Source organism: Mycobacterium sp. 29Ha, assembly GCF_032883055.1.
Lineage (GTDB): Bacteria > Actinomycetota > Actinomycetes > Mycobacteriales > Mycobacteriaceae > Mycobacterium > Mycobacterium gallinarum.
This window is the reverse complement of the sequence record NZ_JAMQTI010000002.1, coordinates 322,263-345,791: the sequence shown is the minus strand read 5'-3', so window position 1 is coordinate 345,791 and position 23,529 is coordinate 322,263. Positions and strand designations below refer to the sequence as shown.

Sequence of the window (23,529 nt, the reverse complement as noted above, 5' to 3'; positions counted from 1 at the left end):
CCCCTAGCGCTGGAGTCCGCGCAGCGCCCACGCGCCGAGGGCGACCGCGAGCACAGGGACGGTGACCGGTGCACCCGCCGTCGATCGCGTGAAGTTGCCGCGCGACATGGCGACGGCGCCGGCGGCACCATCGCCCATGTCGCATGCGAGACCGGCGGTCACGAAGGCCCGCCGCTGCGCACCTGACGACAGCAGCGTGCCGACGCCGATGACGATGTCGCGGATGCCGAATAGCCGCCAGGCGTAGTGCGATTGGCCGCCGTCGGCCTCCATCCCGAACGCCCGCGCGGTGACTCGGGGACTGATCCACGCCAGCATCCCCGCCACAATGCGTCCAGCCGCCAACGCGGCGACCGTGCGATCGACCAAAGGGTTGTCCGCCATGGTCAGTGCAGCGGACGCAGCACGATGTGCATACCGTCCTTGGGCACCGGCATGCCGCCGTAATCCCATTCGGTCGTGTAGCCCTTGTGCGGGAGCTCCAGCCGGTACTTGCGCAGCAGCCGGTGCAGGATCGTCTTCACCTCGAACTGGCCGAACGTCATGCCGATGCACTTGTGCGCGCCGCCGCCGAATGGGCTGAACGCGTACCGGTGCGACTTGTGCTCGTTGCGGGGTTCGGTGAAGCGCAGCGGGTCGAACTTCATCGGCTCGGGGTAGAACTCCTCGAGCCGGTGGTTCATCCCCGGATAGGCGATGACGTTCGTGCCCTTGGGCAGGTAGTAGCCCAGCAGTTCGGTGTCGCGCACCGTTTGACGCATCGCCCACTGCACCGGGGTCACCAGGCGGATGGACTCGTTCATCACCAGGTCGAGGGATTCCAGCTTCTCGAGTGAGTCGATGTCGAGCGGTCCGTCGCCGAGACGGTCGGACTCGTCGCGGCAACGGTCTTGCCACTCAGGGTGTTTCGCCAAGTGGTAGATCATCGTGGTGGCCGTCGATGTCGACGTGTCGTGCGCGGCCATCATCAGGAAGATCATGTGGTTGACGATGTCGTCGTCGGAGAACTTGTTGCCGTCCTCGTCCTCGGTCTGACACAGCACGGTCAGCAGATCCGATCCGTCCTTGCCGCGACGTTCCCGGACCCGCTCCTGGAAGTAGTCCTCGAGAAGCTTGCGTGCCTGCAGGCCGCGCCACCAGGTGAACGGCGGCACACCGGTGCGGATGATCGCGTTGCCGGCACGGGTGGTCGTGGTGAACGCGTTGTTGACCTTGGTGACGAGTTCGTGGTCGGTGCCTGGCTCGTGACCCATGAACACCATCGAGGCGATGTCGAGCGTGAGCTCCTTCATCGCCGGATACATCAGGAAACGCGAGTCGTTGGTCACCCAGTCATTCGCGATGACCTGTGAGACCACCTTGTCGACCTGCTCCTGGTAGCCGACCAACCGGCTCCGGACGAACGCCTCCTGCATGATCCGCCGGTGGAACATGTGCTCCTCGAAGTCGAGAAGCATCAGGCCGCGGTGGAAGAAGGGACCGATCACCGGGACCCAGCCCTGCTGATTGAAGTCCTTGTTTCGGTTGGAGTAGATGGCCTGCGCGGCATCGGGGCCGAGCGCCGTGACGGCGGGCAGGACGGGCGAGTCGGCGTAGTAGAGAGGGCCGTATTTGCGGTAGATGTGCAGCAGATAGTCGGGGCCGCCGCGGAACATCTCGATCATGTGGCCGACGATCGGCAGGCCGGCATCGCCCGCCACCGATTTGAGGCCGCTTCCCGGGGGCGGCGACGTCATCTCCTTCTGTGGAAAGTCGGTCTTGAGCAGCTGCTTCTCGACCATGCCCAGCCCCGGGAAGTTGGTGATCGACGGAGTCAACCGCCGCTTCGCCTTGTCGAGCAGGTAATCCTTGGTGCTGATGGTGGGCATCTACGCTCCCTCACGCCAAATGACTGTGGCCGTTGTCACTCCTATCTCCATCCTGAATGGCAGACTTGACGCATGTCAAGTTTGGATCCGACGTGTCGTGGTGCGAAGGTCTAAACCCATGACTGCCGAGTCCGCATCGTCCGAGGTCCGTCGCAGCAGGGGTGATCGGCAGCGCGACGCGATCGTGACCGCGGTTCGTGAGCTTCTGCAAGAACGGTCGTTCGCCGATCTGTCGGTCAGCACCATCAGCGAACGCGCCGGCGTCGCCAGGTCGGGTTTCTACTTCTACTTCGATTCGAAGTACGCGGTGCTGGCGACCATCGTCAAGGACGCGGCCGAGCTGCTCGACGACCTGACTCACCATTTCGCGCCGCGTGAGCCCGGCGAGGCGCCCGCGGACTTTGCGAAGCGGATGGTCGGTAGCGCAGTCACCGTGTACGCGAACGACGATCCGGTGATGTCGGCATGCGCAGTCGCCCGCAACACCGACGCGGAGATCCGCGAGATCATGGACGACTTCTACGACAGCGTCGTGGCCAAGTTGATCACCCTGCTCGAGAATGACCCCGATGCGCGACCGATCTCCGATGACCTGCCCGCTCTCGTGCGGACGCTGGCTGCAGTGACGTCCTTTACGTTGACGCATGACACCGCATTCGTGGGCCGCGGTGAGGATGTCGCCCGCGCCGTCGAGATCGTTGAGCGGCTGTGGGTGTCCGCGTTCTGGGGCAGCGGTCAGCCCGACTAGGCACCGGTAAGGTCACGGCCATGACTGCGGTGTCTCGGGGGAGCGATTTCGCCGGTAAGCGTTGTCTGCTCACCGGAGCCGCCAGCGGCATCGGCCGCGCGACGGCGCTTAAGCTGGCCGCCGAAGGCGCCCACCTCTATCTCACCGACCGCGACGCCGAAGGTCTGGAGCAGACCGTGGCCGACGCCCGTGCGCTGGGTGGCATCGTCGGCGCCTACCGAGCTTTTGACATCTCCGACTACGACGCCGTCGACAAATTCGCCGCCGACGTCCACTCTGAGCATCTGGCGATGGATGTAGTGATGAACATCGCGGGTGTGTCGGCGTGGGGCACCGTCTCCACGCTTTCACACCAGCACTGGAAGTCGATGATCGACATCAACCTGATGGGTCCGATCCACATCATCGAGTCGTTCGTGCCTCCGATGGTCGCCGCGGGCCGGGGTGGCCATCTGGTGAACGTGTCGTCGGCCGCTGGTCTGGTCGCGTTGCCGTGGCACGCCGCCTACAGCGCGAGCAAGTACGGCCTGCGTGGCCTCTCCGAGGTGTTGCGATTCGACCTGGCCCGGCACCGCATCGGCGTATCGGTCGTGGTACCGGGCGCGGTGAAAACGCCACTGGTGCAGACGATTCACATCGCGGGCGTGGACCGGGAGGATCCCAGCGTCCAACGGTGGACCGAGCGCTTCAGTGGCCACGCGGTGTCACCGGAACATGTCGCGGACCGAATCCTGCGCGGCGTTCGGCGCAACCGGTTCCTCATCTACACGTCTCCGGACATCCGGGCCCTCTACATGTTCAAGCGCACCATGTGGTGGCCGTACAGCGTCGCCATGCGTCAGGTCAACGTGCTCTTCACCCGTGCGCTGCGGCCCGCGAAATCCCGTTAGCGCTTACCCCACTCCCACGCCGGGGCCGTGAGCATGGTCAGGCCCTCGACACATGTCTCGCCGAGATCCTTGCGCAACTCGAGCTGGATCGCGTCGCCGCCGGAGTCGGCATTCCCAACTGCGCCTAGGTGATCCAGCAGCGCCGTCGAATGCGTGACGACGATGACCTGCGTCGCGTCGGCCGCTGCGCGGATCAGCGACGCGAGCGGGCGGACCAGGTCGGGGTGCAGGGACGTCTCCGGCTCGTTGAGGACCATGAGTGACGGTGGTTGGGGGCTCAGCAGCGCGGCGGCCCACAGCAGGAAACGCAGTGTGCCGTCGGATAATTCAGCGGCGCGCAGTGGACGCAGCATGCCCTGCTGCTGCAGTTGAAGGTCAAACAGCCCGTCGTGCACGGCGACGGACACGGCGGCGCCGTCGAACGCTTCGGCGACGGCGCGATGCAGATCGTCGAAGCCCGCTTCGATGATCGTCTGGATAGCGGCCGCCAGATCGCTGCCGTCATCGGCGAGCACCGGTGTCCTGGTACCCACCTGGCGTAGCCGCGACGGCGCCGTCGCATCCACCCGGAAGCCGTCGTAGAACCGCCAATTGCGCAGCCGGTCGCGTACCGCGGCGAGCTCCGGATGTGCGCCGGGATGGGCGTACTCGGCGAGGACGCTGCGGTATGCCGGAAGCGCTTGGGTGAGTTTGTCGAAGCCGCGGCCCGATTCCGAACTCGCCTCGGCGTATTCGCGGGTGCGGCGCACCAGCGTCGAACCGGACCGCATCACGGGTCCGACGAACACTGCCTCGCGCTTGATCTCGGGGTCGCGGGCGAACAACGACCGATGACCCGCCATCTGAGGCAGCCCGAGGTCGACCAGATAGCCGAAGTCATCGGACGCGAATCCCAGCTCGAGCGAGACGGGTCGGGTTCGCGCCGTGCCCTCGACCCGTCCGGTGCGCTTGGCGCCGCCGAGTTGTTCCGGACCCGCCCACAACACCGACTCCAGGCCACCCTCTGCCGCCAATGAGCCGATCACCTCGCCGCGGCCGCAGTCCGCGAGCAGTCGAAGCGACCGATACAGAGACGATTTGCCCGTACCGTTGGCGCCGGTGACGACCGTCAGCCCGGCCAGCGGCAGCACCACATCACGCAACGACCGGTACCCGCGGATCGCGATCGTTTTCAGCATGGGTGCAGCGTATTGCCGGGGTGTGACGGGTCAGTACCCGCCGGCGGGCGCCGCGAGTTCCAGTCGCACACCGAGCAGTCGTATCGGGCGGTCCAGTTCGAACTGGTGCAGCAGTTCCAGCGCGGTGGTGACAATCGTCTGTTCGTCGTTACCCGCCGACGGCAGCTTGCGAATCTTGGTGCGGGTGAAGAACGTCTTGGTGCGCACCGTCACCGAAACCCGTGTGACGACCCGGCCCTGGTCGACGATTTCGGCGAGTGTCGTCCTCGCGAGTTTCACCACCGCCGCATCGATCTCAGCGGGGTCGGTCAGGTCCTCGGGGAAGGTGATCACATGGCTGCGTGAGCGCGGAACCCATGGCTGCGCACTCACCTCGGTGTCGCCGCCACCCTTGGCCAGCAACAGAATCCAAAGCCCGGTCGTCGGACCGAAGGTCGACGTCAACAGTTGCGCGTCGGTGGCGGCCAGGTCTGCAACTGTGGTGATACCCATACCCGCAAGCTTTTTCGCCGTCTTGGGACCGACCCCCCAGAGCGCGTCGACCTCTCGGTCGCCCATCACCGCCATCCAGTTGTCCTCCGTCAGCGAGAAGATTCCCGCCGGCTTGCCGAAACCGGTCGCGACCTTGGCGCGCTGCTTGTTGTCGCTGATGCCGACCGAACACGACAACCCGGTGCCCGCGGCCACGACCTCACGAATCTGCTCGGCGAGTTGGAACGGATCGGTGGACTCATCGGCCCCGACGTACGCCTCGTCCCAACCCCACACCTCGACAGGATGGCCGAAGTCGCGCAGCAGGCCCATCACCTCTTCGGACGCCTCGTCATAGGCGTCGGTGTCCAGCGGCAGGAACGTCGCGTCGGGGCACTTGCGCGCCGCAGTGCGAAGCGGCATCCCGGCGTGCACGCCGAACGCCCGCGCCGGATACGACGCGCAGGTGACGACCTTCCTGGGCTCGTTCGGATCACCGTTGCCGCCGACGATGACCGGCAGTCCGGCGAGCTCAGGGTTCCGTCGGACCTCGACCGCGGCCTGAAACTGATCGAGGTCGACGTGCAGAACCCAGCGGGGACTCATCGGGGTCAGGTGCCGCAGACCTTGCGCGCCAAGGTCTCCCACGCGTCACCAAGACGCCTCAGTGTCTGACCACCCTCGGTGAGCTGGTGGTGCACGTAGTCGGCGTCCAGCAGCGCGAGCAGGGCAGTGGACTGAGCGTCGAGGTCCCCGGTGGTGTCCGCCTCTTCAAGCAGCACCGTGATGTGCCGTTGATGGAGCGTGGCCGGGGCGCTGAAGCGCATCTGCGGGTCCCTGTTGGCGTCCGACAGCAGCGCCTGATGGGCTTTGACGAACTTCAGCCTCGCGCGCCCGAACGCGATCAGCCGTTCCAGCGGCGGCGCACCGGGGCCAAGTGGAGGCGGCCCGAACAGAAAGGCCTGCTGCTGGACCTTCTCGTCCTCGTCGAGCAGGACGATCATCAGACCCGCGCGGCTGCCAAAGCGGCGGAACAGTGTGCCCTTGCCCACACCTGCGGCGGTGGCGATGTCGTCGGTGGTGACCGCGTCGGCACCGCGTTCGGAGATGAGCCGGCGCGCGGCGTCCAGCAATAACGTGCGATTACGAGCGGCGTCGCCCCGCTCCTGCGGCGCCTCGTCGGAGATCGGCAACGCGTGCGGGGGCATGTCACCACTTTAATTCAGAGGGATGAATTCGGACCAAGGTCCGGTTTCAAGATGCGAGGATCCATACCGCGATCGAAAGGGTTTGAACATGTCGGACATCAAGGTGCTCGTACTGGTCGGCAGCCTGCGTGCGGCGTCTGTCAATCGGCAGCTCGCCGAACTCGCCATCGAATCGGCTCCAGACGGTGTGCGGCTGGAGACTTTCGACCGGCTGGGGGAGTTGCCCTTCTATAACGAGGACATCGACAACGCCGATGTCGCCGAACCGGTAGTCGCGTTACGGCAGGCCGCCGCCGACGCTGACGCCGCCCTGGTCGTCACACCCGAGTACAACGGCAGCATTCCGGGCGTGCTGAAGAACGCGATCGACTGGCTGTCGCGGCCGTTCGGTGACAGCGCGCTCAAAGGCAAGCCGCTGGCGGTCGTGGGTGCCGCCCTCGGCCAGTACGGCGGGGTGTGGGCCCACGACGAAACGCGCAAGTCGTTCGGCATTGCGGGACCGCGCGTCATCGAGGACCTGACTCTGTCAGTGCGATCCACGGCATTCGACGGCAAGCATCCCCGTGAGAACACCGAGGTTGCCGAACAATTGCGCGACATCGTGGGCAAGCTGGCCGCCGAAGTCGGCTGACATCACAGCGGTGGGCTCGCGTCGCGGTAGGCCGCGCGTCTGCCTTGTTCCGCGTAGCGCGGGCTCAACGCTGCAAGATGGAGATTGCCGCCGTAGTGCTGGACGACGCGCCAGTCCATGATGCGCCGCCATAACGGCGGGATCATCGCGATCAGCATCATCGTGGCGTAGCCCGACGGGAGCTGCGGCGCCTCCTCGGCGTGGCGCAACGTCTGATAGCGGCGCACCGGATGGGCGTGATGGTCGGAGTGCCGCTGCAGGTGGAACAGGCACACGTTGGCGACGATCGTGTTGCTGTTCCAGCTGTGCCACGCCCGTACGCGTTCGTAGCGCCCGTCGGCGAGCTTTTGTCGCCTCAGCCCATAGTGCTCGAGATAGTTGACGGTCTCGAGCATGCAGAAGCCGACGATGGCCTGGCCGATAAGCCATGGCAGCACAACGACTCCGAACCAGACGACCAGAATCACGAACAACGCCAGAGTGAGCAGCCAGGCGTTGAGCACGTCGTTGCGCAAGCTCCAGTGAGTCGTCCCGATTCGCGCGAATCGTGCTCGCTCGAGTCGCCATGCGGATCGCACGCCGCCGGTCAGCGACCGGCCGATGAACGCGTACAGCGATTCGCCGAGTCGTGAGCTTGCGGGATCCTCGGGCGTGGCGACCCTCGCGTGGTGACCGCGGTTGTGCTCGACGAAGAAATGCCCGTAGCCGGACTGGGCGAGTGCGAGCTTGCTCAGCCTGCGCTCCAGTCCCGCCCGCCGGTGGCCGAGTTCGTGTGCGGTACTGATCGCGATCCCGCCGACAATGCCCACGGTGAACATCAGTCCGAGCTTGTCCACCGGTGACATATGGACCCAGCCGCCGCCGGCCCATATCCAGCATGCGAACAGTAGCGAAAGATATTGCCCGGGAAGGAAGAGCATAGTGACCCATCGATAGAAGCGGTCGTTCTCCAGCCAGGCCAACGCGCTGTCGGGCGGGTTCTCGGCATCGGCGCCGACCAGATGGTCGAGCGCCGGCACGACGAAAAACGTGAGGATCGGGCCGAACCACCAGAACAGATCCACCCCCGTCACCTGCACCAGAAACCATGATTCGGCGACAAGCGACGGCACGATCGGCGCTAGTAGCCAGAGGTAACGCTTGCGGTCCCGCCAACCCTTATTCGTGGCGACTTCGTGTCCGGGCTCAGTACGCCCGCGATCCTTAGCTCTCGATGTCGAGTCCATGACTCCTTTTCATTGCTAGATCTGCTTTCGCAAACTATAAAATAAAGCTAATATATTCAACTCGTAACGGAAATCCGTGCGGACGCGGCATCAAGAGTCAACGGACTCAGGGATGAAGGAGAGCGCTCGTGATAACGGCGCAATGCCCCGAATGTGGCTATCGCTACCACGAAAGCACAGCTAATCCGCGTGAAGGCTTTCCGCCGGGCACTCCATGGGATGCAGTTCCGGACGACTGGAACTGCCCGGACTGCTGTGTTCGCGACAAAGTCGACTTCGTGATCCTTACCGACAGCGCGGGCAACGCAGCCGAAATTGACGTCTGCAGAAAATTATGAAAAATTCGCTAGAACTGCAGACGACTGACAAGTTGCCGGTCCAGCGCGCGTCCGGTGCGCAGCATCGGCGCGCTGAGCCGACGGTCTCACGCAGGCGCTTTCTCGGAGCCTCGGCCGGGATCGTCGCGGGTGCCGCCCTCGGTGCCGGCTTCCTCGAATTTCGGAGCCCGCCGGCAGCGAAGAGCTCGCGAAGTCATTACCCCGCGATCGTGGTCGGCAGTGGTTACGGCGGCGGGGTGTCCGCGCTGCGGCTTGGGCAGGCCGGGATCCAAACCTTGATTTTGGAGAAGGGCAGACACTGGGACACGCCGGACGAAGACGGCAGACGCTTCACCCGCATGCTGCCCGCCGACACGCGCGCGGCCTGGTTCTCCGACGTTCCGCCGAGCCTGGTGCCGTCGTACATGGGTGTCTCAGTCGAGGACGTGGCCAAGAACAACCCGTCGGCGCAGCCCGTCCAAGCCGGCATCTGTGACAAGTCAGTGCACGGCGCGCACAGCGTGTTTCGCGGCGTCGCGGTCGGTGGAGGATCGATGATCAACGCGGCGATCGCCGCCGTCCCCACCGCGGATCAGGTCCGTGCCGCCTTCCCCGACATCACCGCCGACGAGTTCCTCGGCACCTATGTCGGGCGCGCCGCGGAGATGCTTCGCATCAACCGCCGCGACATGGATTGGTTCGAACAGACGCCCTACTTTCAATACGCCCGGGTGGGCCGTCAGTACGCGCAGGCCGCGGGTTACGACGTCGACTACAACGCCAGCGCGTATTCATTCGAGTACATGAAACAGGAAGAGGCGGGGCAGGTTCCGCGCTCCGCACTCGACTTCGAACAGCAGTACGGCAACAACTTCGGGCGGTTCGGCAGCGTCGACCAAACATACATCGCCGCGGCCCTGGCGACCGGCTACGTGAAACTACGCGCCCTGACCGAAGTCACCGGCATCCGCCGCGAACCCTCCGGTGAGTACGTGGTATCTCTCCGCGAGATCGACCGGTGGGGGACCGAGGTCGCCCGCGACGAACTAGGTTGCGATCGACTGTTTTTGAGCGCCGGTGTGCTCGGTACGTCGCACATTCTGCTGCGGGCGCGGGACACCGGAGCGCTTCCGGATCTCAGCGACGAGATCGGCCGTGGCTACGGCAACAATGGGGACGTCATGGTGTCGCACATGACCAGCGATCCGACGGGCACCGAGCAGTCGCTGATGGGAATGATCAACATCGACGGCCGCAACGACCCGGACAACCCGGTGTATGCCAGCGTGTTCTCGATCCCGCTTCCGGTCGAGACTCACGCGCTCGGCTACTACGCGATGGTCAAGACCGACGACCGTGCGGACATCATGTACGACAACGCCACCGATTCGATCACCATCGACTGGCTGGAAGGGCACACCGAGCATCAGGTGGCCAGGGCCCGGACCGCGTTCGACCGGATCGTCGCTGCCAACGGCGTCGAGTACCGCGATGACATCTTCGACGGGAAGGTCTTCGCACCCCACACGGTGCATCCGCTCGGCGGGGTGGTGCGGGGTCGGGCCACCGACGCCTTCGGGCGCGTCAGGGGCTACGACAACCTCTATGTGAACGATGCGTCGCTGATCCCGGGCTACATCGGTTGCAATCCGTTCATGTCGATCACCGCGCTCGCCGAGCGCAACATCGAGGGAATCCTTCGCGGCCGTCGTTACGCCGACGATGCCGGACGCCTTCCGTGACCGTTCAGGCGCATTTGCTGTTACGTCACTGTGACAGTTGACGGCGGCTGACCTGTCGGTGGTCGGTGGTAGATCTAGGGCGCAGGCGCGACACACCCAAGATGTGATGTGCGACACGCCGGAGAAGATCGCCGCCGAGTGCTTACGACCAGGGAATTTCAAAAATGTTATTCAGAACATCTGGTATCTCTTCGGATTGTCGGACACTAGGTGTAGTGTTTCGAACACCGACAGACCCCCACAGTTTCCAAATCTCCACGGGTCGGCCGGAGGCCAGAAATCCGCCGGTGTCGGCTCTCAGACCCCACGGACCGCGGCCTCTGACCGCAGGAATTTTGAGGGCCTCCGGGCCGCTGGAATTCAGTGGGATGTAGTACCCGAAGTAGTAGCCAGTCCCAGCACAGTGTCTGTTGTAGAGGAGCCGTACCGAATGTCGCACTCATCGATCACCGTGTACACCAAGCCCGCATGCGTGCAGTGCAACGCCACGTACAAGGCGCTGGACAAGCAAGGCATCGCCTACGAGACGGTCGACATCAGCCTCGACAGCGAGGCGCGTGACTACGTCATGGCGCTCGGCTACCTGCAGGCCCCGGTCGTGGTTGCCGGCAACGATCACTGGTCGGGCTTCCGTCCCGATCGCATCAAGGCGCTCGGCAATGGAGCAATATTGTCATCTGATGCAACATTGGTGAGCTAGCAATGTTGTCTGTTGTAGCAGCTCAGGGGTCGGGGGGTGAGACCTCGACACGAATCGCCGATGGTCAACACGCCCTGGAATCCGCATGCATCAATGATGCATCTGCTACAACAGGCGTCGTGACTAGTGATTCCCAGGGTGCGGTCCGACGGGTATTGGCGCCCAACGTTGTTCATCTCGATCCAGAGCAAGCTCTTGTTGAGGCAATGCTGAAGGGCTGGGAAAGCCAGCAGCGAGCACGGTTCTTGCGGGACGCCACGATCGCGCCGCGGCTGCGGTTGGTGCGGCGATTCGTGGAGTTCTCTGGGCTTTACCCATGGCAGTGGACCCCGGCCGAGGGCGAGGCCTGGATCAGTGCGTTGCGGTCGGGTCCGTCTCCGTTGCGACTGTCGACAGCACGGAACTACGAGATCGACATCAGGATGTTTTGCGAGTATCTGCTCGACCATCGGTACGGCTGGGTCGCCGAGTGCACGCAGCAGTTCGGTCAGGGACCGCAGCAGGTATTCCACGAGGACAACTCGATCATTCATGTCGGGGAGTACGAAGGCGACCCCACCCGACGTCCGTTGACCTATGACGAGGTGCAGGCGCTCTTTGACGCCGCCGATGCCCGTGTCGGATTGATTCGTTCACGCGGCCGCAAAGGTGCCAGTACCGCGCTGCGGGACGCGGCGATGCTGAAGTTCTGCTACGCCTACGGGCTACGCCGCCGTGAGGTCGTGCACTCCGATGTAGTTGATCTGCGCCGCAATTCGAAGATGGACGAGTTCGGCCGATTCGGTGCGTTGTCAGTCCGTTACGGCAAGGCATCGCGGGGTGGAGCACCCAAGCGGCGCACCGTGCTCACCGTTCCGGAGATGAGCTGGATCGTCGACGTCCTCGACCACTACCTCGCCGATGTGCGCCCACTGTTTCCATCGGACAACAGCCAGGCACTTTGGCTGACCGAGCGCGGCACCCGAATCGGCGCGCGCATGCTCAATGTGGCGTTCGCGAGCGTACGTGACGACGCTGGCATTGATCCGACACTGGATCTTCACTCGCTGCGGCATTCCTACGTCACACATCTGGTGGAGTTCGACTACCCGGAACGATTCATCCAAGAACAGGTTGGGCATTCGTTCTCCTCCACGACAGCGATCTATGTCGGGGTGTCCAACGAGTACCGCAATCGGCTGATCAGCCAATCGATGCAGTCGCGTTATGGCCAGCACTTCGATCGGCGGCCGCGATGAAGCAGATGGACTACGCGTGGCATCTGCGCACGAAAATGGCTGAGAAAGGCATGTTTTCGACTACCGACCTGCAGCCGCACCTGGCCGACCGCGGCGTCACTCTCTCCCGCGAGCAGACGTACCGCTTGGTCGCTGGGCAGCCGCAACGGCTGAGCATGCACACCCTTATCGCGTTGTGCGACATCCTGGAGTGCACGCCAAACGATCTCATCGAACCGCAGATCACCGAGGCAGCGACGAGAAAAGTAGCAGGACAGTCGAATAACACAGTCACGGCGATGTCTTCGGCGCGTCGCACCAAGATTCGTCGGCCCGGGGAGCAGCAATGACTGCCGCCGTCGCCACATCCTTGACCGCGATCGCGGACAGTCTCGCCGCTGCCGGCATCGTGATAGCCCATAGCGAGCTCGAGACAATGCTTGCGCGTGCTGACGCCGCCAAGCCACGCGCGCGGCAATCGCTGGCGGCCTATCTCAATGAACAGTCCACGCCGTGGACAACGCCGAATCCACACTGCCCCTACGCGTTCGCGCGCTTGGCGTATCTGCTGTGGAAGTCGGGTTACCCGGTGCAGCCGGTCCCGTGTGCTCAGTGCGGGCGAATCACCCCCAAGCTCGATCGGGTCATTGACGGCCGTCGCTGCTGCGGATGGTGCGCATCTCGGCGCACCCAGCATGTCTGCGCGCGGTGCGGTCGACTCGGCTATCGAGTCACCACCGAAGCGGGTGGAATGTGCCGCGCCTGCTACCACAAGGACCCTGCTCGACAGGAAACGTGCAGTGGATGCGGCCGAAGCCAGGTTCCCTCGAAACGCACCGCCGATGGGTTGCCGCTTTGCGCTAACTGCGCTCGCCCCAAGTACTCGTGCGTCGACTGCGGCCGCGTCGATCATGCCAAGAAACTCACCAGCGCCGGACCGCTCTGCCAGCGCTGCTATGACGCCCCGGCACGCGCCTGCGGCAAGTGCGGCACCATCGGCCCTGTCGCGGTTCGGGCGCAACGCGGTGTGGTGGATCTGTGTTTCCGTTGCGCGCAAACGCCCCACGAGCGATGCGCTATCTGCACTCATCAGCGGCCGGTGCACACCCGCTGGCCAGTGGGAGCAGTATGCCTGCCCTGCTACCGACGCACCATCGCCCACCCGCAGACCTGCGCTAGCTGTGGTGACACCAAGGTGCTCATCGCCCTGAACGCGACAGGAGTCCGCATCTGCGGACCGTGCTCGGGTGCCGCGATCGACTACGCGTGCCGCAGTTGCGGTCACAGCGGCGCTCAGCATTTCGCCGGCATGTGCTTACGTTGCTCGGTCGCCCAAGCCGCCCGACTGTTGATCACCGTCGACGGAACGGTGCGGCCCGAACTTGAACAGCTGCCCGACGTGCTGGCCGATCGGGGCCAACCGGCCTCAACGCTGCGCTGGCTGAGCAAGCCAGCCGCAGAAGACGTGCTGCACACGCTGGCCTCGGATCCAGAGCCGTTGACACACGCCAGCCTGGATCAATGCCCGCCGACCAACACCCGCCACTGGGTGCGCGCCATGCTCGTCGAGGCGAACTTTTTGCCGCGACGTGATGAGCCCATCGAGCGCTTCGAGACGTGGATCAATGAGCTCACCGCCGAGTTGCCTGCCCACCAGGCCAGTCTGATCGGGCCGTATGCGCGGTGGGCGGTGCTTCGAGCGGCACGTCGGCGAGCTCGCCGCCGCGGCTACACCGCTGGGGCCGCCGAATCCGGTCGCGAACGGATCCGCACTGCAGTGCGACTACTAAATCACCTCGATCAGCAAGGCATTCAGATCGGCGATCTGACGCAGCCCATGATCGACGCATGGACCGCCGGCAACGCCGAGCGAAGCTCCAACGTCACCGGATTCATTCACTGGCTTGCCCAACGAGGCATCACGGCAAGCGATCTGAGCGTCGTGCGTCAGCGGCGAGCCATGCCGAGCGAGATTGCCTGCGAAGACGCTCACCACGCGCGGATCGATAGGCTTCTCCACGGCGACGGCGCAGAGGACCTGTCAACTCGCGTCGCTGGGCTTCTTGTGCTGCTCTACGGCGCACGCCTGACTCAAGTCCAACGGCTCACGACCGGCGACATCACCACCAGCGCTGGTAATACGCAGATCAAGCTGGCTTCCCATCCGCTGCAGCTACCAGACGCCGTGGGCGCACTCGTCAACGAGCTCGCCGCTGCCGCTCGCAATAACTGGCGGGCTCGCACACACACCGGGGAGCACTACCTGTTCCCCGGCGGTCAACCCGGCATGCCGATCCACGCCGCGACACTGAGCAGAAAACTCACCGCCGCCGACATTCCGGACCGCATCAGCCGCAACCGTGCACTTCTGGCCCTGGCCAACGACGTTCCCGCTGCGGTCATCGCGGCCCAACTTGGCCTCCACGCCACAACCACATCCGGCTGGGCCAAATTCGCCCAACGCGACTGGAGCGCTTACACCGCGGTCCGCCTCGACGGCCTCTCAGAACCGACAGAGGAAACCGCATGAAATCAGCCGTCCCTTAAGGACCAACCCCATGACCGCCAACACCAACCGAGAGGAATCAAGAGATGAATATCGCCACATCGAATATCGACACTCCGCCAGTCGCGGTCGCCGTCACGGCCTAGGAGTAACCAGACAGCAGAGAGGAGAAAACGAATGAGCAACCTCGTTTACTTCTCGAGCGTCTCGGAGAACACCCACCGCTTCGTCCAGAAGCTGGGTTTGCCCGCTACCCGGATCCCGTTGCACGGCCGTATCGAGGTCGACGAGCCTTACGTGCTCGTTCTGCCCACTTACGGTGGCGGCAAGGCAACACCCGATATCAACAGTGGGGGCTACGTCCCCAAGCAGGTCATCGCCTTTTTGAACAACGAGCACAACCGGTTGTTGATCCGCGGGGTCATCGCCGCGGGCAACAACAACTTCGGTGAAGAATTCGCCTACGCCGGCAACGTGGTGTCCGCCAAGTGCCGCGTGCCTTACCTCTACCGCTTCGAATTGATGGGAACCCCCGACGACGTTGAAGCCGTCCGCGTGGGTCTTGCTGACTTCTGGAAGGAACAGACGTGCCACCAACCGTCACAGCTGCAGAGCCTGTAACCGTCACCCCGGCCGCCCTTGGCGGCGCCGGCGAGACGGATTACCACGCGCTCAACGCGATGCTGAATCTGTACGACGCAGACGGCAAGATCCAGTTCGAGAAGGACCGCGAGGCAGCGCACCAGTATTTCCTGGAGCACGTCAACCAGAACACCGTGTTCTTCCACGATCAGGACGAGAAGCTCGACTACCTGATCAAGGAGAACTACTACGAGCGTGAGGTGCTCGACCAGTACTCGCGCAACTTCGTCAAGTCACTGATCAGTCGCGCCTATGCGAAGAAGTTCCGGTTCCCGACGTTCCTCGGCGCATTCAAGTACTACACCAGCTACACGCTGAAAACCTTTGACGGCAAGCGCTATCTGGAGCGCTTCGAGGACCGTGTCGTCATGGTGGCGCTGACGCTCGCCTCGGGTGACACCATCCTTGCCGAGAAACTCGTCGACGAGATCATCGACGGCCGATTCCAGCCGGCCACGCCGACATTCCTGAACTCCGGCAAGAAGCAACGCGGCGAGCCGGTGAGCTGCTTCCTGCTGCGCATCGAGGACAACATGGAGTCCATCGGGCGGTCCATCAACTCTGCGTTGCAGCTGTCGAAGCGCGGTGGCGGTGTCGCGTTGCTGCTGACCAACATTCGTGAGCACGGCGCACCCATCAAGAACATCGAGAACCAGAGCTCGGGTGTCATCCCCATCATGAAGCTGCTGGAGGACTCGTTCTCCTACGCCAACCAGCTGGGTGCGCGTCAGGGCGCGGGCGCGGTGTACCTGCATGCGCACCATCCCGACATCTACCGTTTCCTCGACACCAAGCGTGAGAATGCCGACGAGAAGATCCGCATCAAGACGCTTTCGTTGGGTGTGGTGATCCCGGACATCACGTTCGAGCTCGCGAAGAAGAACGAGGACATGTACCTGTTCTCGCCGTACGACGTCGAGCGCGTGTACGGGCTGCCGTTCGCCGACATCTCGGTCACCGAGAAGTACTACGAGATGGTCGACGACGCACGGATCCGCAAGACGAAGATCAAGGCGCGTGAGTTCTTCCAGACGCTGGCCGAGCTGCAGTTCGAGTCGGGCTACCCGTACATCATGTACGAGGACACGGTGAACCGAGCCAACCCGATCGACGGCAAGATCACCCACAGCAACCTGTGCTCGGAGATCCTGCAGGTGTCGACGCCGTCGGTGTTCAACGACGATCTGTCCTACGCCCAAGTGGGCAAGGACATTTCGTGCAACCTCGGCTCGATGAACATCGCCAAGACCATGGACTCGCCGGACTTCGCGCAGAGCATCGAGGTGGCCATCCGGGCGTTGACCGCGGTCTCCGACCAGACACACATCTGGTCGGTGCCGTCGATCGAGCAGGGCAACAACGACTCTCACGCGATCGGCCTGGGGCAGATGAACCTCCACGGGTACCTGGCGCGGGAGCGGATTCACTACGGCTCCGAAGAGGGTGTGGACTTCACCAACATCTACTTCTACACGGTGCTGTACCACGCGCTGCGGGCGTCAAACCGCATCGCGATCGAACGCGGCTCGCACTTCAAGGGTTTCGAGAAGTCGAAGTACGCGTCGGGTGAGTTCTTCGACAAGTACACCGAGCAGGTGTGGGAGCCGAAGACCGATCGGGTGAAGCAGCTGTTCGAGAAGGCCGGCATTCGAATCCCGACGCAGGAGGACTGGACGCGGCTCAAGGAGTCGGTGCAGAAGGACGGCATCTACAACCAGAACCTGCAGGCCGTTCCCCCGACAGGTTCGATCAGCTACATCAACAACTCGACCAGCTCGATCCACCCGGTGGCGAGCAAGATCGAGATTCGCAAGGAAGGCAAGATCGGCCGCGTCTACTACCCGGCGCCGTACCTGACGAACGACAACCTCGAGTACTACCAGGACGCGTACGAGATCGGCTACGAGAAGATCATCGACACGTATGCCGCGGCGACGCAGCATGTCGACCAGGGGCTGAGCCTGACGCTGTTCTTCAAGGACACCGCGACCACCCGCGACGTCAACAAGGCGCAGATCTACGCCTGGCGCAAGGGAATCAAGACGCTGTACTACATCCGGCTGCGTCAGATGGCGCTGGAGGGCACCGAGGTCGAGGGCTGCGTCAGCTGCATGCTGTAGCTCGGGTTGATGCAATTGCTCAAGCCATCGACTGGGGCCTAGCACAGGCATAGGCTCGATTTATGGCTGATCAAAAGCAGAGCTATGACCCCAAGAAGGGCGGCAAGTTCGAGCCGACCACCAAGGCTCAGCCTGCCCCCGGCCCAAAAGTGGGCGACCACGACAAAAACAAGAAGAAGTAGCTCACTTCCTTCTGCTCGCCGAGTGTCCAGTCATGGGACGCCCGGAGCCCGAAGTCGTCGTACAGGTGGCCACTCGACGGCCGAGCCATCGAGGCAGGCCGGGGCAGCTCACTTCTCGCGGAGCTGCGCTGCTCGTTGCTCTTTCAGGCGTCGCTGCTCGGTCAACACCGCTTGGTAGTTTTCGCGCTCGGCGATCAGCCACGGCGGATTCTCTTCGATCAGCGCATTGATCTGTTCAGTGGTCAGCGCATCCACAACGCCGCCCCGTGCAAGACCGGCGATCGACACGCTGAGCTTGGCCGCGACGAGGTTCTTCGGGTGCGGCCCGTTCTTGCGAAGATCCTGAAGCCACTGCGGCGGATCCGCCTGCAGGGCGGCGAGCTCGGCGCGGGTGATCGGGTTGTCCTGGAACGTCGCGGGCGTTGCGGGCAGGTACACGTCCAGCTTCTTCGCCGCCGTCGCGGGCTTCATGGACTGCGCGTTCGGCCTGCTCATGGCCTGAGTTTATCGATGAGGCCCAACGGTAGCCTGATGCCGTGGCTTCGCCCTCGCTGCCCTCGCTCACCCTCGGATACGTTCCCGGTGGGACGCCCGCGAAGTGGGCTCGGATCTGGGCGCAGCGGCACCCCGACGTACCGCTGCGGCTGCGAACGGTCGCCGCGGCGAACGCCGCCGCCGAAGTGCGGGACGGCACCATCGACGTCGTAGTGCTGCGGCTGCCGGCAGACACCGCGGGTCTAGCGGTCATCCCGCTGTACGAAGAGACCACGGTCGCCGTGGTGCCAGCCGATCACATCCTCAGTGCCGCCGACGAGCTCGCCGCCGCGGACCTCGAGGGCGAGCCGGTACTGATGCCACTCGACCACGTCGTCGAATGGGTGGACATTCCTGGTGTCCCGGTCGAGCATCGGCCTGAAACGACCGAGGGTGCAATAGAACTCGTTGCCGCGGGGACGGGCGTGCTCATCGTGCCGCAGTCGCTGGCGCGGCTGTATCACCGAAAGGACCTCACGTATCGGCCGATCGCCGACGCGCCCACGTGCCCGGTGGCGCTGGCCGTCCCGGAAGGGCCGCAATCCGCGCTGATCGAGGACTTCATCGGGATCGTGCGAGGGCGCAAACCTGGGTCGTCGCGCGCGCAGGCAGAGTCGGCACCGAAACGCACGGCGCGGGAGAAGACGCTGGCGAAGCAGGCGGCCCGCGCCGCTGCGGGCAAGGTCGCGCGTCGGCCGGGCCAGGCAAAGCGCGGTCGACGCTAGGCGCCGAGTGCACGCTTCGTGTACGCGAACGTCGAGAACCGCCACAACAAGCGTGCGCTCGGCGACTACTTCTTGATGGTGTGCTGTGGCCCTTGGGCCTTCTTGTACAGCGCCTTGAGCATGCGGTCGCGGAATGCGGCGTTGTCGATGAGCTTCACCCCGGCATTGGCAAGCCGCGGTTGGCCCAGCAGCTTGTGGAAGTAACGCCCACGCCGGTACTCGCGACCCCACGCGGCTTCCATGCGCTGCGCGTAGTTGGTGAAATCGTCGGGGCCGCCGTTCTGCAATGCCGCGATCGCGCATTCGCCTGCGGCGAGACCGGATTCGAGCGCCTTGGAGATTCCCGCGCCGGACGCCGGTTTGCCCGCACCCAGCGAGTCGCCGGTGAACAGCACACCCGGGCGCCACGGCGGCCACGCGGTGAAGCCCATCGGCAGTCGCCACGCCCGCACACTCTTGTTCTTCTTCAGCTCCTCGATCGGCGGCAGGTCCCAATCGGCGGGCAGCGTGCGCAGGAACTCACCGAGGAACTGGGTGGCGTTGATCGACTGCCAGTTCTTGTAGCTGTTGACGTAACCGAGGCCGATGTTGAACACGCCGTTGCCCATCGGGAACACCCAGCCGTAGCCGGGTAGCTGGTCGCCCTGGAACGCCAGCTTCAAATAGATGTCGAGGCTGTCGGAGTCGGGCCGATTGGCGTGCATCTCCGACCGGATCGCGATGGCCTGGTAGCCGTTGTACTCCGAGTCGATCTTGAGGGCGCGCTTGATGGGGGAGTAGGCGCCATCGGCCGCAATGACTGCGTCGCCGTACACCTTCTCGCCGCTCTTGAGGATCACACCCACCACGCGGCCGCTGGGATCGAGTTCAGGGCCGGCCACCTCGGCGCCCTGGCGGACCTCGGCGCCGGCGGACTCGGCGTGCTTGAGCAGGGTGGTGTCGAGGTGTTCACGGCTGACGGTGTGCCCGTGGTCGGGCATGCCGGGACGCTTGGGGAATGACAGCTCCCACTCGCTCGGGCTGAACACCGTCACGCGGTTGACCCGGTGGTAGGTGGCAACCTCGTCGGCCAGACCCATCTTTTGCAGGTAGCTCACGGCGCGGGCGGTGAGCCCGTCACCGCAGGGCTTGGCGCGCGGGAATTCGGCCTTGTCCAGGACCACCACCTTGGCGCCGGTCTGCGCGGCCTGCCATGCGGCTGCTGAGCCGGAAGGCCCACCACCTGCGATGACCAGGTCGTATCGCTGCGTCATGAATCTCGTCTCGTCGATCGGCTATCGCAGAGATAGTACCCAAGCTGACGCCATGCATCTCATTGACAGATATGACCTAATACATCGGTAATTATCGTGGCGGCGGGATGGTCTGAGCAGGTCAGCGCTGTCCGGGCGGTACAGTGACTGGGTGCGACGAGGCTCCAGATCACATTCCAGCGCTGAGCCGGGTGTCAAAGTGGACGCCCGTAGCGAGCGTTGGCGCGAGCACCGGAAGAAGGTGCGGGCGGAAATAGTCGACGCCGCGTTCCGCGCGATCGACCGCCTCGGACCGAACGTCAGCGTGCGCGAAATCGCCGAAGAGGCGGGCACCGCAAAGCCCAAGATCTACCGCCACTTCGCGGACAAAGCCGACATGTTCTCCGAGATCGGTCAGCGGATGCGCGACATGTTGTGGGCGGCGATCATCCCGTCGGTCAACGTGCAGACCGACTCAGCCCGCCAGATCGTTGGTCGTGGCGTCGAGCACTATGTAGAACTGGTCGATCAGCATCCGAACGTGGTGCGGTTCCTGCTGCAGGGACGGTTCGCCGACCAGTCGGCTACGGCGATGACGACCGTCAACAAGGGCAGCGAAATCACCCTCGCCATCGCCGGCATGATCAGCACCCAGCTCGAGGACCTTGCGCCCGAACCGGAGGCGTTCGAGCTGGCGGCGTTCGCGATCTTCGGTACCGCAGCGTCGGCGACCGACTGGTGGCTTGGCGTAGACGACGACAAGCCGCGGCGGATGCCGACCGACAAGTTCATCGCGCACATGACCACGATCATGGTTGGCGCCATCAACGGCACTGCCGAGCTACTCGGCATCGAGATCGACGCCGACCAGCCGATTCGCACCGCCGTCCGTCGACAGCAACCCGTCGCCTGATTTGAGGCAGACGCCTCATGTCGTGAGGCCATGTCGCCGAACATCATTGGCGCATGACGAAACAACTGACACCCCGAGATGCCGTGGCGGCCGTGCTGGCCGACCCGGTCTTGCCCCCTGGAGACGACGAGCGCTTCGTCGGATTCGGGATCATGGGCCTGCCCTTCGCCAATGGGCACTATCTGGCCATGCGACAGATCCCGGCGACGACGTTCGCACCGCCGTATGTGTCGGTATGGCACCGTGATCCGTCCTGCAAATGGACGTTCTACGCCACCACACCCGGACAGCAAAGCTGCGCGCGGTATTTCAGCTCGGCAACGCCAAATGACGCCGTGCAGTGCGATATCGACGTCACCTGGACGGGCCCGCAATCGGTGCAGGTCGACGTTCCCGACGTCCTGCGCTGGACTCTCGCCCTGCACTCCACCCGGGCCACTCGATTGATGGGCAAGATCAGCGGCCGGGTGTCGCATGCGGCGTGGACCAACCCGGTGTTGCTCCACCGGCTCGGCCGGGTGGCGAGGCGAACCCTTGACGTCGGCGATGTGCGGCTGACCGGCCGCGCGCCCAACGGCCAGTGTTACTCGATGGCACCGAAACAGGTCTGGCTCGTCGCCGACTCGCACGCAGTGTTGATGGGCCGCGACCTGGGGCCCAGCGGCCCCCTGCTCCGCCAGGCCCGCCTCGGCGACTTCCGGATGCCGCAGCGCGGCATCGGCATGGTCGGATCGGGACACTTCGAGACTTTTGATCCGCACCGGCACCGCAGCGCCGAACGGGAGGCGGCCTACGCCTGACGCTGTGCAACTTCCCGCCTTCGTCGTGCGTTGACACCCTGGGCCGCAATGCGGACACTAGCTAAAGTATCCGGTACCGGCGTTCCCAGGAATGGGCCCACGACGATGGGCCCACGCGTCAGCCGGGGATCAGGGGAAGTTTCAACATGACGATGGCCCAGGACACATCCGAGGCGACGGTAGCCAAACCGGTGCACACCCGCGCTCTCATCATCGGCTCGGGGTTCTCCGGCCTGGGGATGGCTATTGCGCTGCAGCAGCAGAACGTGGACTTCGTGATCCTGGAGAAGGCCGACGACATCGGCGGCACGTGGCGTGACAACACCTATCCCGGCTGCGCATGTGACATCCCGTCGCACATGTACTCGTTCTCGTTCGAGCCCAAGCCCGACTGGTCGCACATGTGGTCGTTTCAGCCGGAAATCCAGGACTACCTGCAGGGTGTGACGAACAAGTACGGGTTGCGGCGCTACATCCAGTTCAACTCGCACGTCAATCGAGCGCACTGGGACGACGAGGAAATGCGTTGGCACGCCTTCACGAAGGACGGCCGCGAGTTCGTCGCGCAGTTCCTCATCTCCGGCGCCGGGGGACTGCACATCCCGCTGATCCCGGAGTTCGAGGGACTCGACGAGTTCGAGGGTGTGGTCTTCCATTCGGCGGAGTGGGATCACAGCGTCGACCTGACCAACAAGCGCGTCGCGGTGATCGGCACCGGGGCGAGCGCCATTCAGATCGTGCCGGAGATCGTGAAAGACGTTGCGGAACTTCAGCTTTATCAACGTACCCCGGCGTGGGTGATGCCGCGGCCCAATAATCCGATCCCCCCGTGGGTGCGAACCATGTTCACGTACGTCCCGGGCACGCGTGCGGCGATGCGCGCGGGCATCTACTGGATCCATGAGGGCGTCGGCTTCGCGATGACCAAGCAGCCGCGGCTGCTCAAGCTCGGTGAGCTGATGGGCAAGGCCAACATTCGTCGCTCGATCAAGGACCCCGCGCTGCGCAAGAAGCTGACCCCGAACTACCGGGCCGGCTGCAAGCGCATCCTGAACTCCGACACCTACTACCAAGGCATTGCGAACCCGAAGACGGAAGTCATCACCGATGGCATCGCACGGTTCACGAAGACCGGCATCGTCGCCGGCGACGGGACCGAACGTGAGGTCGATATCGTGGTGAGCGCCACCGGTTTTCACGTCACCGACTCCTACACCTATGTCGACATCAAGGGCCCCCGCGGCGAGGACCTCGTCGACCGGTGGAATCGCGAGGGCATCGCCGCGCTGCGCGGCATCACGATCGCCGACATGCCGAACCTGTTCTTCCTGCTCGGACCGAACACGGCGCTCGGGCACAACTCGGTGGTGTTCATGATCGAGTCGCAGATCCGCTACGCCGCGCACGCGATTGCCGCCCTCGACAAGAAGGGCGCCCAGGCGCTGGCACCGACCCGGGCCGCTCAAGACGCCTACAACGACGAGTTGCAGCACGATCTGGCGGGCACGGTCTGGAACACCGGCGGGTGCCGCAGCTGGTACATGGACGAGCACGGCGTGAACCGCACGCTGTGGAGTGGGATGACGTGGCAGTACTGGCTGGCCACCCGTCGTTTCGACGCGTCGGAGTACGAATTCCTGGACGCGAACAGCCGCGTGGCTGTGTAGCTGCGCGACACG

23 protein-coding genes are annotated in these 23,529 nt (G+C 64.1%); 15 read left to right on the top strand and 8 right to left on the bottom strand.

The genetic code is table 11. The features are described from left to right. Positions 1 to 3 precede the first annotated feature (3 nt). Both M1248_RS04265 and M1248_RS04260 read right to left on the bottom strand, forming a co-directional pair. A complete protein-coding gene (locus tag M1248_RS04265) occupies positions 4 to 384 on the bottom strand; it encodes a hypothetical protein (RefSeq protein WP_317147626.1) in 381 nt (126 codons plus the stop codon). 2 nt (positions 385 to 386) lie between these two features. Next, on the bottom strand, positions 387 to 1,868 hold the full coding sequence (locus M1248_RS04260; RefSeq protein WP_163725565.1) for a cytochrome P450: 1,482 nt from the start codon (positions 1,866 to 1,868) through the stop codon (positions 387 to 389). A 118-nt stretch (positions 1,869 to 1,986) separates the two neighbouring features. On the opposite strand from M1248_RS04260, the gene M1248_RS04255 reads away from it, so the two are divergent. Then, positions 1,987 to 2,616, top strand: a complete 630-nt coding sequence (locus M1248_RS04255) for a TetR/AcrR family transcriptional regulator (protein WP_163725568.1) — start codon at positions 1,987 to 1,989, stop codon at positions 2,614 to 2,616. A 20-nt stretch (positions 2,617 to 2,636) separates the two neighbouring features. Then, complete coding sequence (locus M1248_RS04250) at positions 2,637 to 3,506, top strand: SDR family oxidoreductase (RefSeq protein WP_163725571.1); 870 nt, start codon at positions 2,637 to 2,639, stop codon at positions 3,504 to 3,506. On the opposite strand, the gene M1248_RS04245 is transcribed toward M1248_RS04250, so the two are convergent. From M1248_RS04245 to M1248_RS04235, 3 genes are read right to left on the bottom strand one after another with little or no spacing between them, the layout of a single operon-like run. After that, entirely contained in the window at positions 3,503 to 4,684 is a 1,182-nt protein-coding gene (locus M1248_RS04245; protein ID WP_163725574.1) for an AAA family ATPase, read from the bottom strand. The two genes, M1248_RS04250 and M1248_RS04245, sit on opposite strands and share 4 nt — an antisense overlap. Positions 4,685 to 4,714: 30 nt before the next feature. Then, entirely contained in the window at positions 4,715 to 5,761 is a 1,047-nt protein-coding gene (locus M1248_RS04240) for a DNA polymerase IV (RefSeq protein ID WP_317147625.1), read from the bottom strand. 5 nt (positions 5,762 to 5,766) lie between these two features. After that, positions 5,767 to 6,363, bottom strand: a complete 597-nt coding sequence (locus M1248_RS04235) for a helix-turn-helix domain-containing protein (RefSeq protein WP_317147624.1) — start codon at positions 6,361 to 6,363, stop codon at positions 5,767 to 5,769. A gap of 88 nt (positions 6,364 to 6,451) precedes the next feature. On the opposite strand from M1248_RS04235, the gene M1248_RS04230 reads away from it, so the two are divergent. Next, on the top strand, positions 6,452 to 6,994 hold the full coding sequence (locus tag M1248_RS04230; RefSeq protein WP_317147623.1) for an NADPH-dependent FMN reductase: 543 nt from the start codon (positions 6,452 to 6,454) through the stop codon (positions 6,992 to 6,994). Positions 6,995 to 6,996: 2 nt separating this feature from the next. Here M1248_RS04230 and M1248_RS04225 read toward each other — a convergent pair whose 3' ends face one another. Then, on the bottom strand, positions 6,997 to 8,220 hold the full coding sequence (locus M1248_RS04225) for an alkane 1-monooxygenase (protein WP_317147622.1): 1,224 nt from the start codon (positions 8,218 to 8,220) through the stop codon (positions 6,997 to 6,999). A gap of 128 nt (positions 8,221 to 8,348) precedes the next feature. On the opposite strand from M1248_RS04225, the gene M1248_RS04220 reads away from it, so the two are divergent. The 8 genes from M1248_RS04220 (at position 8,349) to nrdE (ending at position 17,464) form a co-directional block, all read left to right on the top strand. After that, positions 8,349 to 8,558: a rubredoxin gene (locus tag M1248_RS04220; RefSeq protein ID WP_317147621.1), complete on the top strand. Its 210-nt coding sequence runs from the start codon at positions 8,349 to 8,351 to the stop codon at positions 8,556 to 8,558. Then, a complete protein-coding gene (locus M1248_RS04215) occupies positions 8,555 to 10,279 on the top strand; it encodes a GMC oxidoreductase (protein WP_317147620.1) in 1,725 nt (574 codons plus the stop codon). Before M1248_RS04220 ends, M1248_RS04215 begins: the two co-directional genes overlap by 4 nt. Positions 10,280 to 10,709: 430 nt before the next feature. Next, on the top strand, positions 10,710 to 10,979 hold the full coding sequence (locus tag M1248_RS04210) for a redoxin NrdH (RefSeq protein WP_317147619.1): 270 nt from the start codon (positions 10,710 to 10,712) through the stop codon (positions 10,977 to 10,979). A gap of 206 nt (positions 10,980 to 11,185) precedes the next feature. Continuing rightward, positions 11,186 to 12,217, top strand: a complete 1,032-nt coding sequence (locus tag M1248_RS04205; RefSeq protein WP_109556631.1) for a tyrosine-type recombinase/integrase — start codon at positions 11,186 to 11,188, stop codon at positions 12,215 to 12,217. Next, positions 12,214 to 12,546: a helix-turn-helix domain-containing protein gene (locus M1248_RS04200; protein ID WP_078322615.1), complete on the top strand. Its 333-nt coding sequence runs from the start codon at positions 12,214 to 12,216 to the stop codon at positions 12,544 to 12,546. Before M1248_RS04205 ends, M1248_RS04200 begins: the two co-directional genes overlap by 4 nt. Before the next feature lie 845 nt (positions 12,547 to 13,391). Next, positions 13,392 to 14,726 (top strand): hypothetical protein, encoded by a 1,335-nt coding sequence (locus tag M1248_RS04195; protein WP_078322616.1) that lies wholly within the window; start codon positions 13,392 to 13,394, stop codon positions 14,724 to 14,726. 153 nt (positions 14,727 to 14,879) lie between these two features. Beyond that, positions 14,880 to 15,323, top strand: coding sequence for a class Ib ribonucleoside-diphosphate reductase assembly flavoprotein NrdI (gene nrdI, locus M1248_RS04190; protein WP_317147618.1), 444 nt, complete (start codon positions 14,880 to 14,882; stop codon positions 15,321 to 15,323). After that, positions 15,290 to 17,464, top strand: a complete 2,175-nt coding sequence (nrdE, locus tag M1248_RS04185; protein ID WP_317147617.1) for a class 1b ribonucleoside-diphosphate reductase subunit alpha — start codon at positions 15,290 to 15,292, stop codon at positions 17,462 to 17,464. The genes nrdI and nrdE overlap by 34 nt, the downstream gene beginning before the upstream one ends. 290 nt (positions 17,465 to 17,754) lie before the next feature. Here nrdE and M1248_RS04180 read toward each other — a convergent pair whose 3' ends face one another. Further along, positions 17,755 to 18,141 (bottom strand): DUF5997 family protein, encoded by a 387-nt coding sequence (locus M1248_RS04180; protein WP_317147616.1) that lies wholly within the window; start codon positions 18,139 to 18,141, stop codon positions 17,755 to 17,757. 41 nt (positions 18,142 to 18,182) lie between these two features. Between M1248_RS04180 and M1248_RS04175 the strand changes: the two genes are divergently transcribed. Further along, positions 18,183 to 18,905, top strand: coding sequence for a LysR family substrate-binding domain-containing protein (locus tag M1248_RS04175; protein WP_317147615.1), 723 nt, complete (start codon positions 18,183 to 18,185; stop codon positions 18,903 to 18,905). A gap of 65 nt (positions 18,906 to 18,970) precedes the next feature. Here the strand turns inward: M1248_RS04175 and M1248_RS04170 are convergent, their stop codons facing one another. Next, positions 18,971 to 20,158, bottom strand: coding sequence for an NAD(P)/FAD-dependent oxidoreductase (locus tag M1248_RS04170; protein WP_163725613.1), 1,188 nt, complete (start codon positions 20,156 to 20,158; stop codon positions 18,971 to 18,973). Positions 20,159 to 20,309: 151 nt separating this feature from the next. Between M1248_RS04170 and M1248_RS04165 the strand changes: the two genes are divergently transcribed. From M1248_RS04165 to M1248_RS04155, 3 genes are all read left to right on the top strand, one after another. Continuing rightward, a complete protein-coding gene (locus M1248_RS04165) occupies positions 20,310 to 21,050 on the top strand; it encodes a TetR/AcrR family transcriptional regulator (RefSeq protein WP_163725616.1) in 741 nt (246 codons plus the stop codon). Between the two features lie 53 nt (positions 21,051 to 21,103). Then, positions 21,104 to 21,850 carry a hypothetical protein gene (locus tag M1248_RS04160; RefSeq protein ID WP_317147614.1) on the top strand — a complete coding sequence of 249 codons (747 nt, stop codon included), beginning with the start codon at positions 21,104 to 21,106 and terminating at the stop codon, positions 21,848 to 21,850. Between the two features lie 146 nt (positions 21,851 to 21,996). After that, entirely contained in the window at positions 21,997 to 23,517 is a 1,521-nt protein-coding gene (locus tag M1248_RS04155; RefSeq protein ID WP_317147613.1) for an NAD(P)/FAD-dependent oxidoreductase, read from the top strand. Positions 23,518 to 23,529: the final 12 nt, after the last annotated feature.

Coding starts and splice junctions, on each gene's coding strand:
- M1248_RS04265 (WP_317147626.1), bottom strand. CDS start 384: ATGGCGGACAACCCTTTGGTCGATCGCACGGTCGCCGCGTTGGCGGCT.
- M1248_RS04260 (WP_163725565.1), bottom strand. CDS start 1,868: ATGCCCACCATCAGCACCAAGGATTACCTGCTCGACAAGGCGAAGCGG.
- M1248_RS04255 (WP_163725568.1), top strand. CDS start 1,987: ATGACTGCCGAGTCCGCATCGTCCGAGGTCCGTCGCAGCAGGGGTGAT.
- M1248_RS04250 (WP_163725571.1), top strand. CDS start 2,637: ATGACTGCGGTGTCTCGGGGGAGCGATTTCGCCGGTAAGCGTTGTCTG.
- M1248_RS04245 (WP_163725574.1), bottom strand. CDS start 4,684: ATGCTGAAAACGATCGCGATCCGCGGGTACCGGTCGTTGCGTGATGTG.
- M1248_RS04240 (WP_317147625.1), bottom strand. CDS start 5,761: ATGAGTCCCCGCTGGGTTCTGCACGTCGACCTCGATCAGTTTCAGGCC.
- M1248_RS04235 (WP_317147624.1), bottom strand. CDS start 6,363: ATGCCCCCGCACGCGTTGCCGATCTCCGACGAGGCGCCGCAGGAGCGG.
- M1248_RS04230 (WP_317147623.1), top strand. CDS start 6,452: ATGTCGGACATCAAGGTGCTCGTACTGGTCGGCAGCCTGCGTGCGGCG.
- M1248_RS04225 (WP_317147622.1), bottom strand. CDS start 8,220: ATGGACTCGACATCGAGAGCTAAGGATCGCGGGCGTACTGAGCCCGGA.
- M1248_RS04215 (WP_317147620.1), top strand. CDS start 8,555: ATGAAAAATTCGCTAGAACTGCAGACGACTGACAAGTTGCCGGTCCAG.
- M1248_RS04210 (WP_317147619.1), top strand. CDS start 10,710: ATGTCGCACTCATCGATCACCGTGTACACCAAGCCCGCATGCGTGCAG.
- M1248_RS04205 (WP_109556631.1), top strand. CDS start 11,186: ATGCTGAAGGGCTGGGAAAGCCAGCAGCGAGCACGGTTCTTGCGGGAC.
- M1248_RS04200 (WP_078322615.1), top strand. CDS start 12,214: ATGAAGCAGATGGACTACGCGTGGCATCTGCGCACGAAAATGGCTGAG.
- nrdI (WP_317147618.1), top strand. CDS start 14,880: ATGAGCAACCTCGTTTACTTCTCGAGCGTCTCGGAGAACACCCACCGC.
- M1248_RS04180 (WP_317147616.1), bottom strand. CDS start 18,141: ATGAGCAGGCCGAACGCGCAGTCCATGAAGCCCGCGACGGCGGCGAAG.
- M1248_RS04170 (WP_163725613.1), bottom strand. CDS start 20,158: ATGACGCAGCGATACGACCTGGTCATCGCAGGTGGTGGGCCTTCCGGC.
- M1248_RS04160 (WP_317147614.1), top strand. CDS start 21,104: ATGACGAAACAACTGACACCCCGAGATGCCGTGGCGGCCGTGCTGGCC.
- M1248_RS04155 (WP_317147613.1), top strand. CDS start 21,997: ATGACGATGGCCCAGGACACATCCGAGGCGACGGTAGCCAAACCGGTG.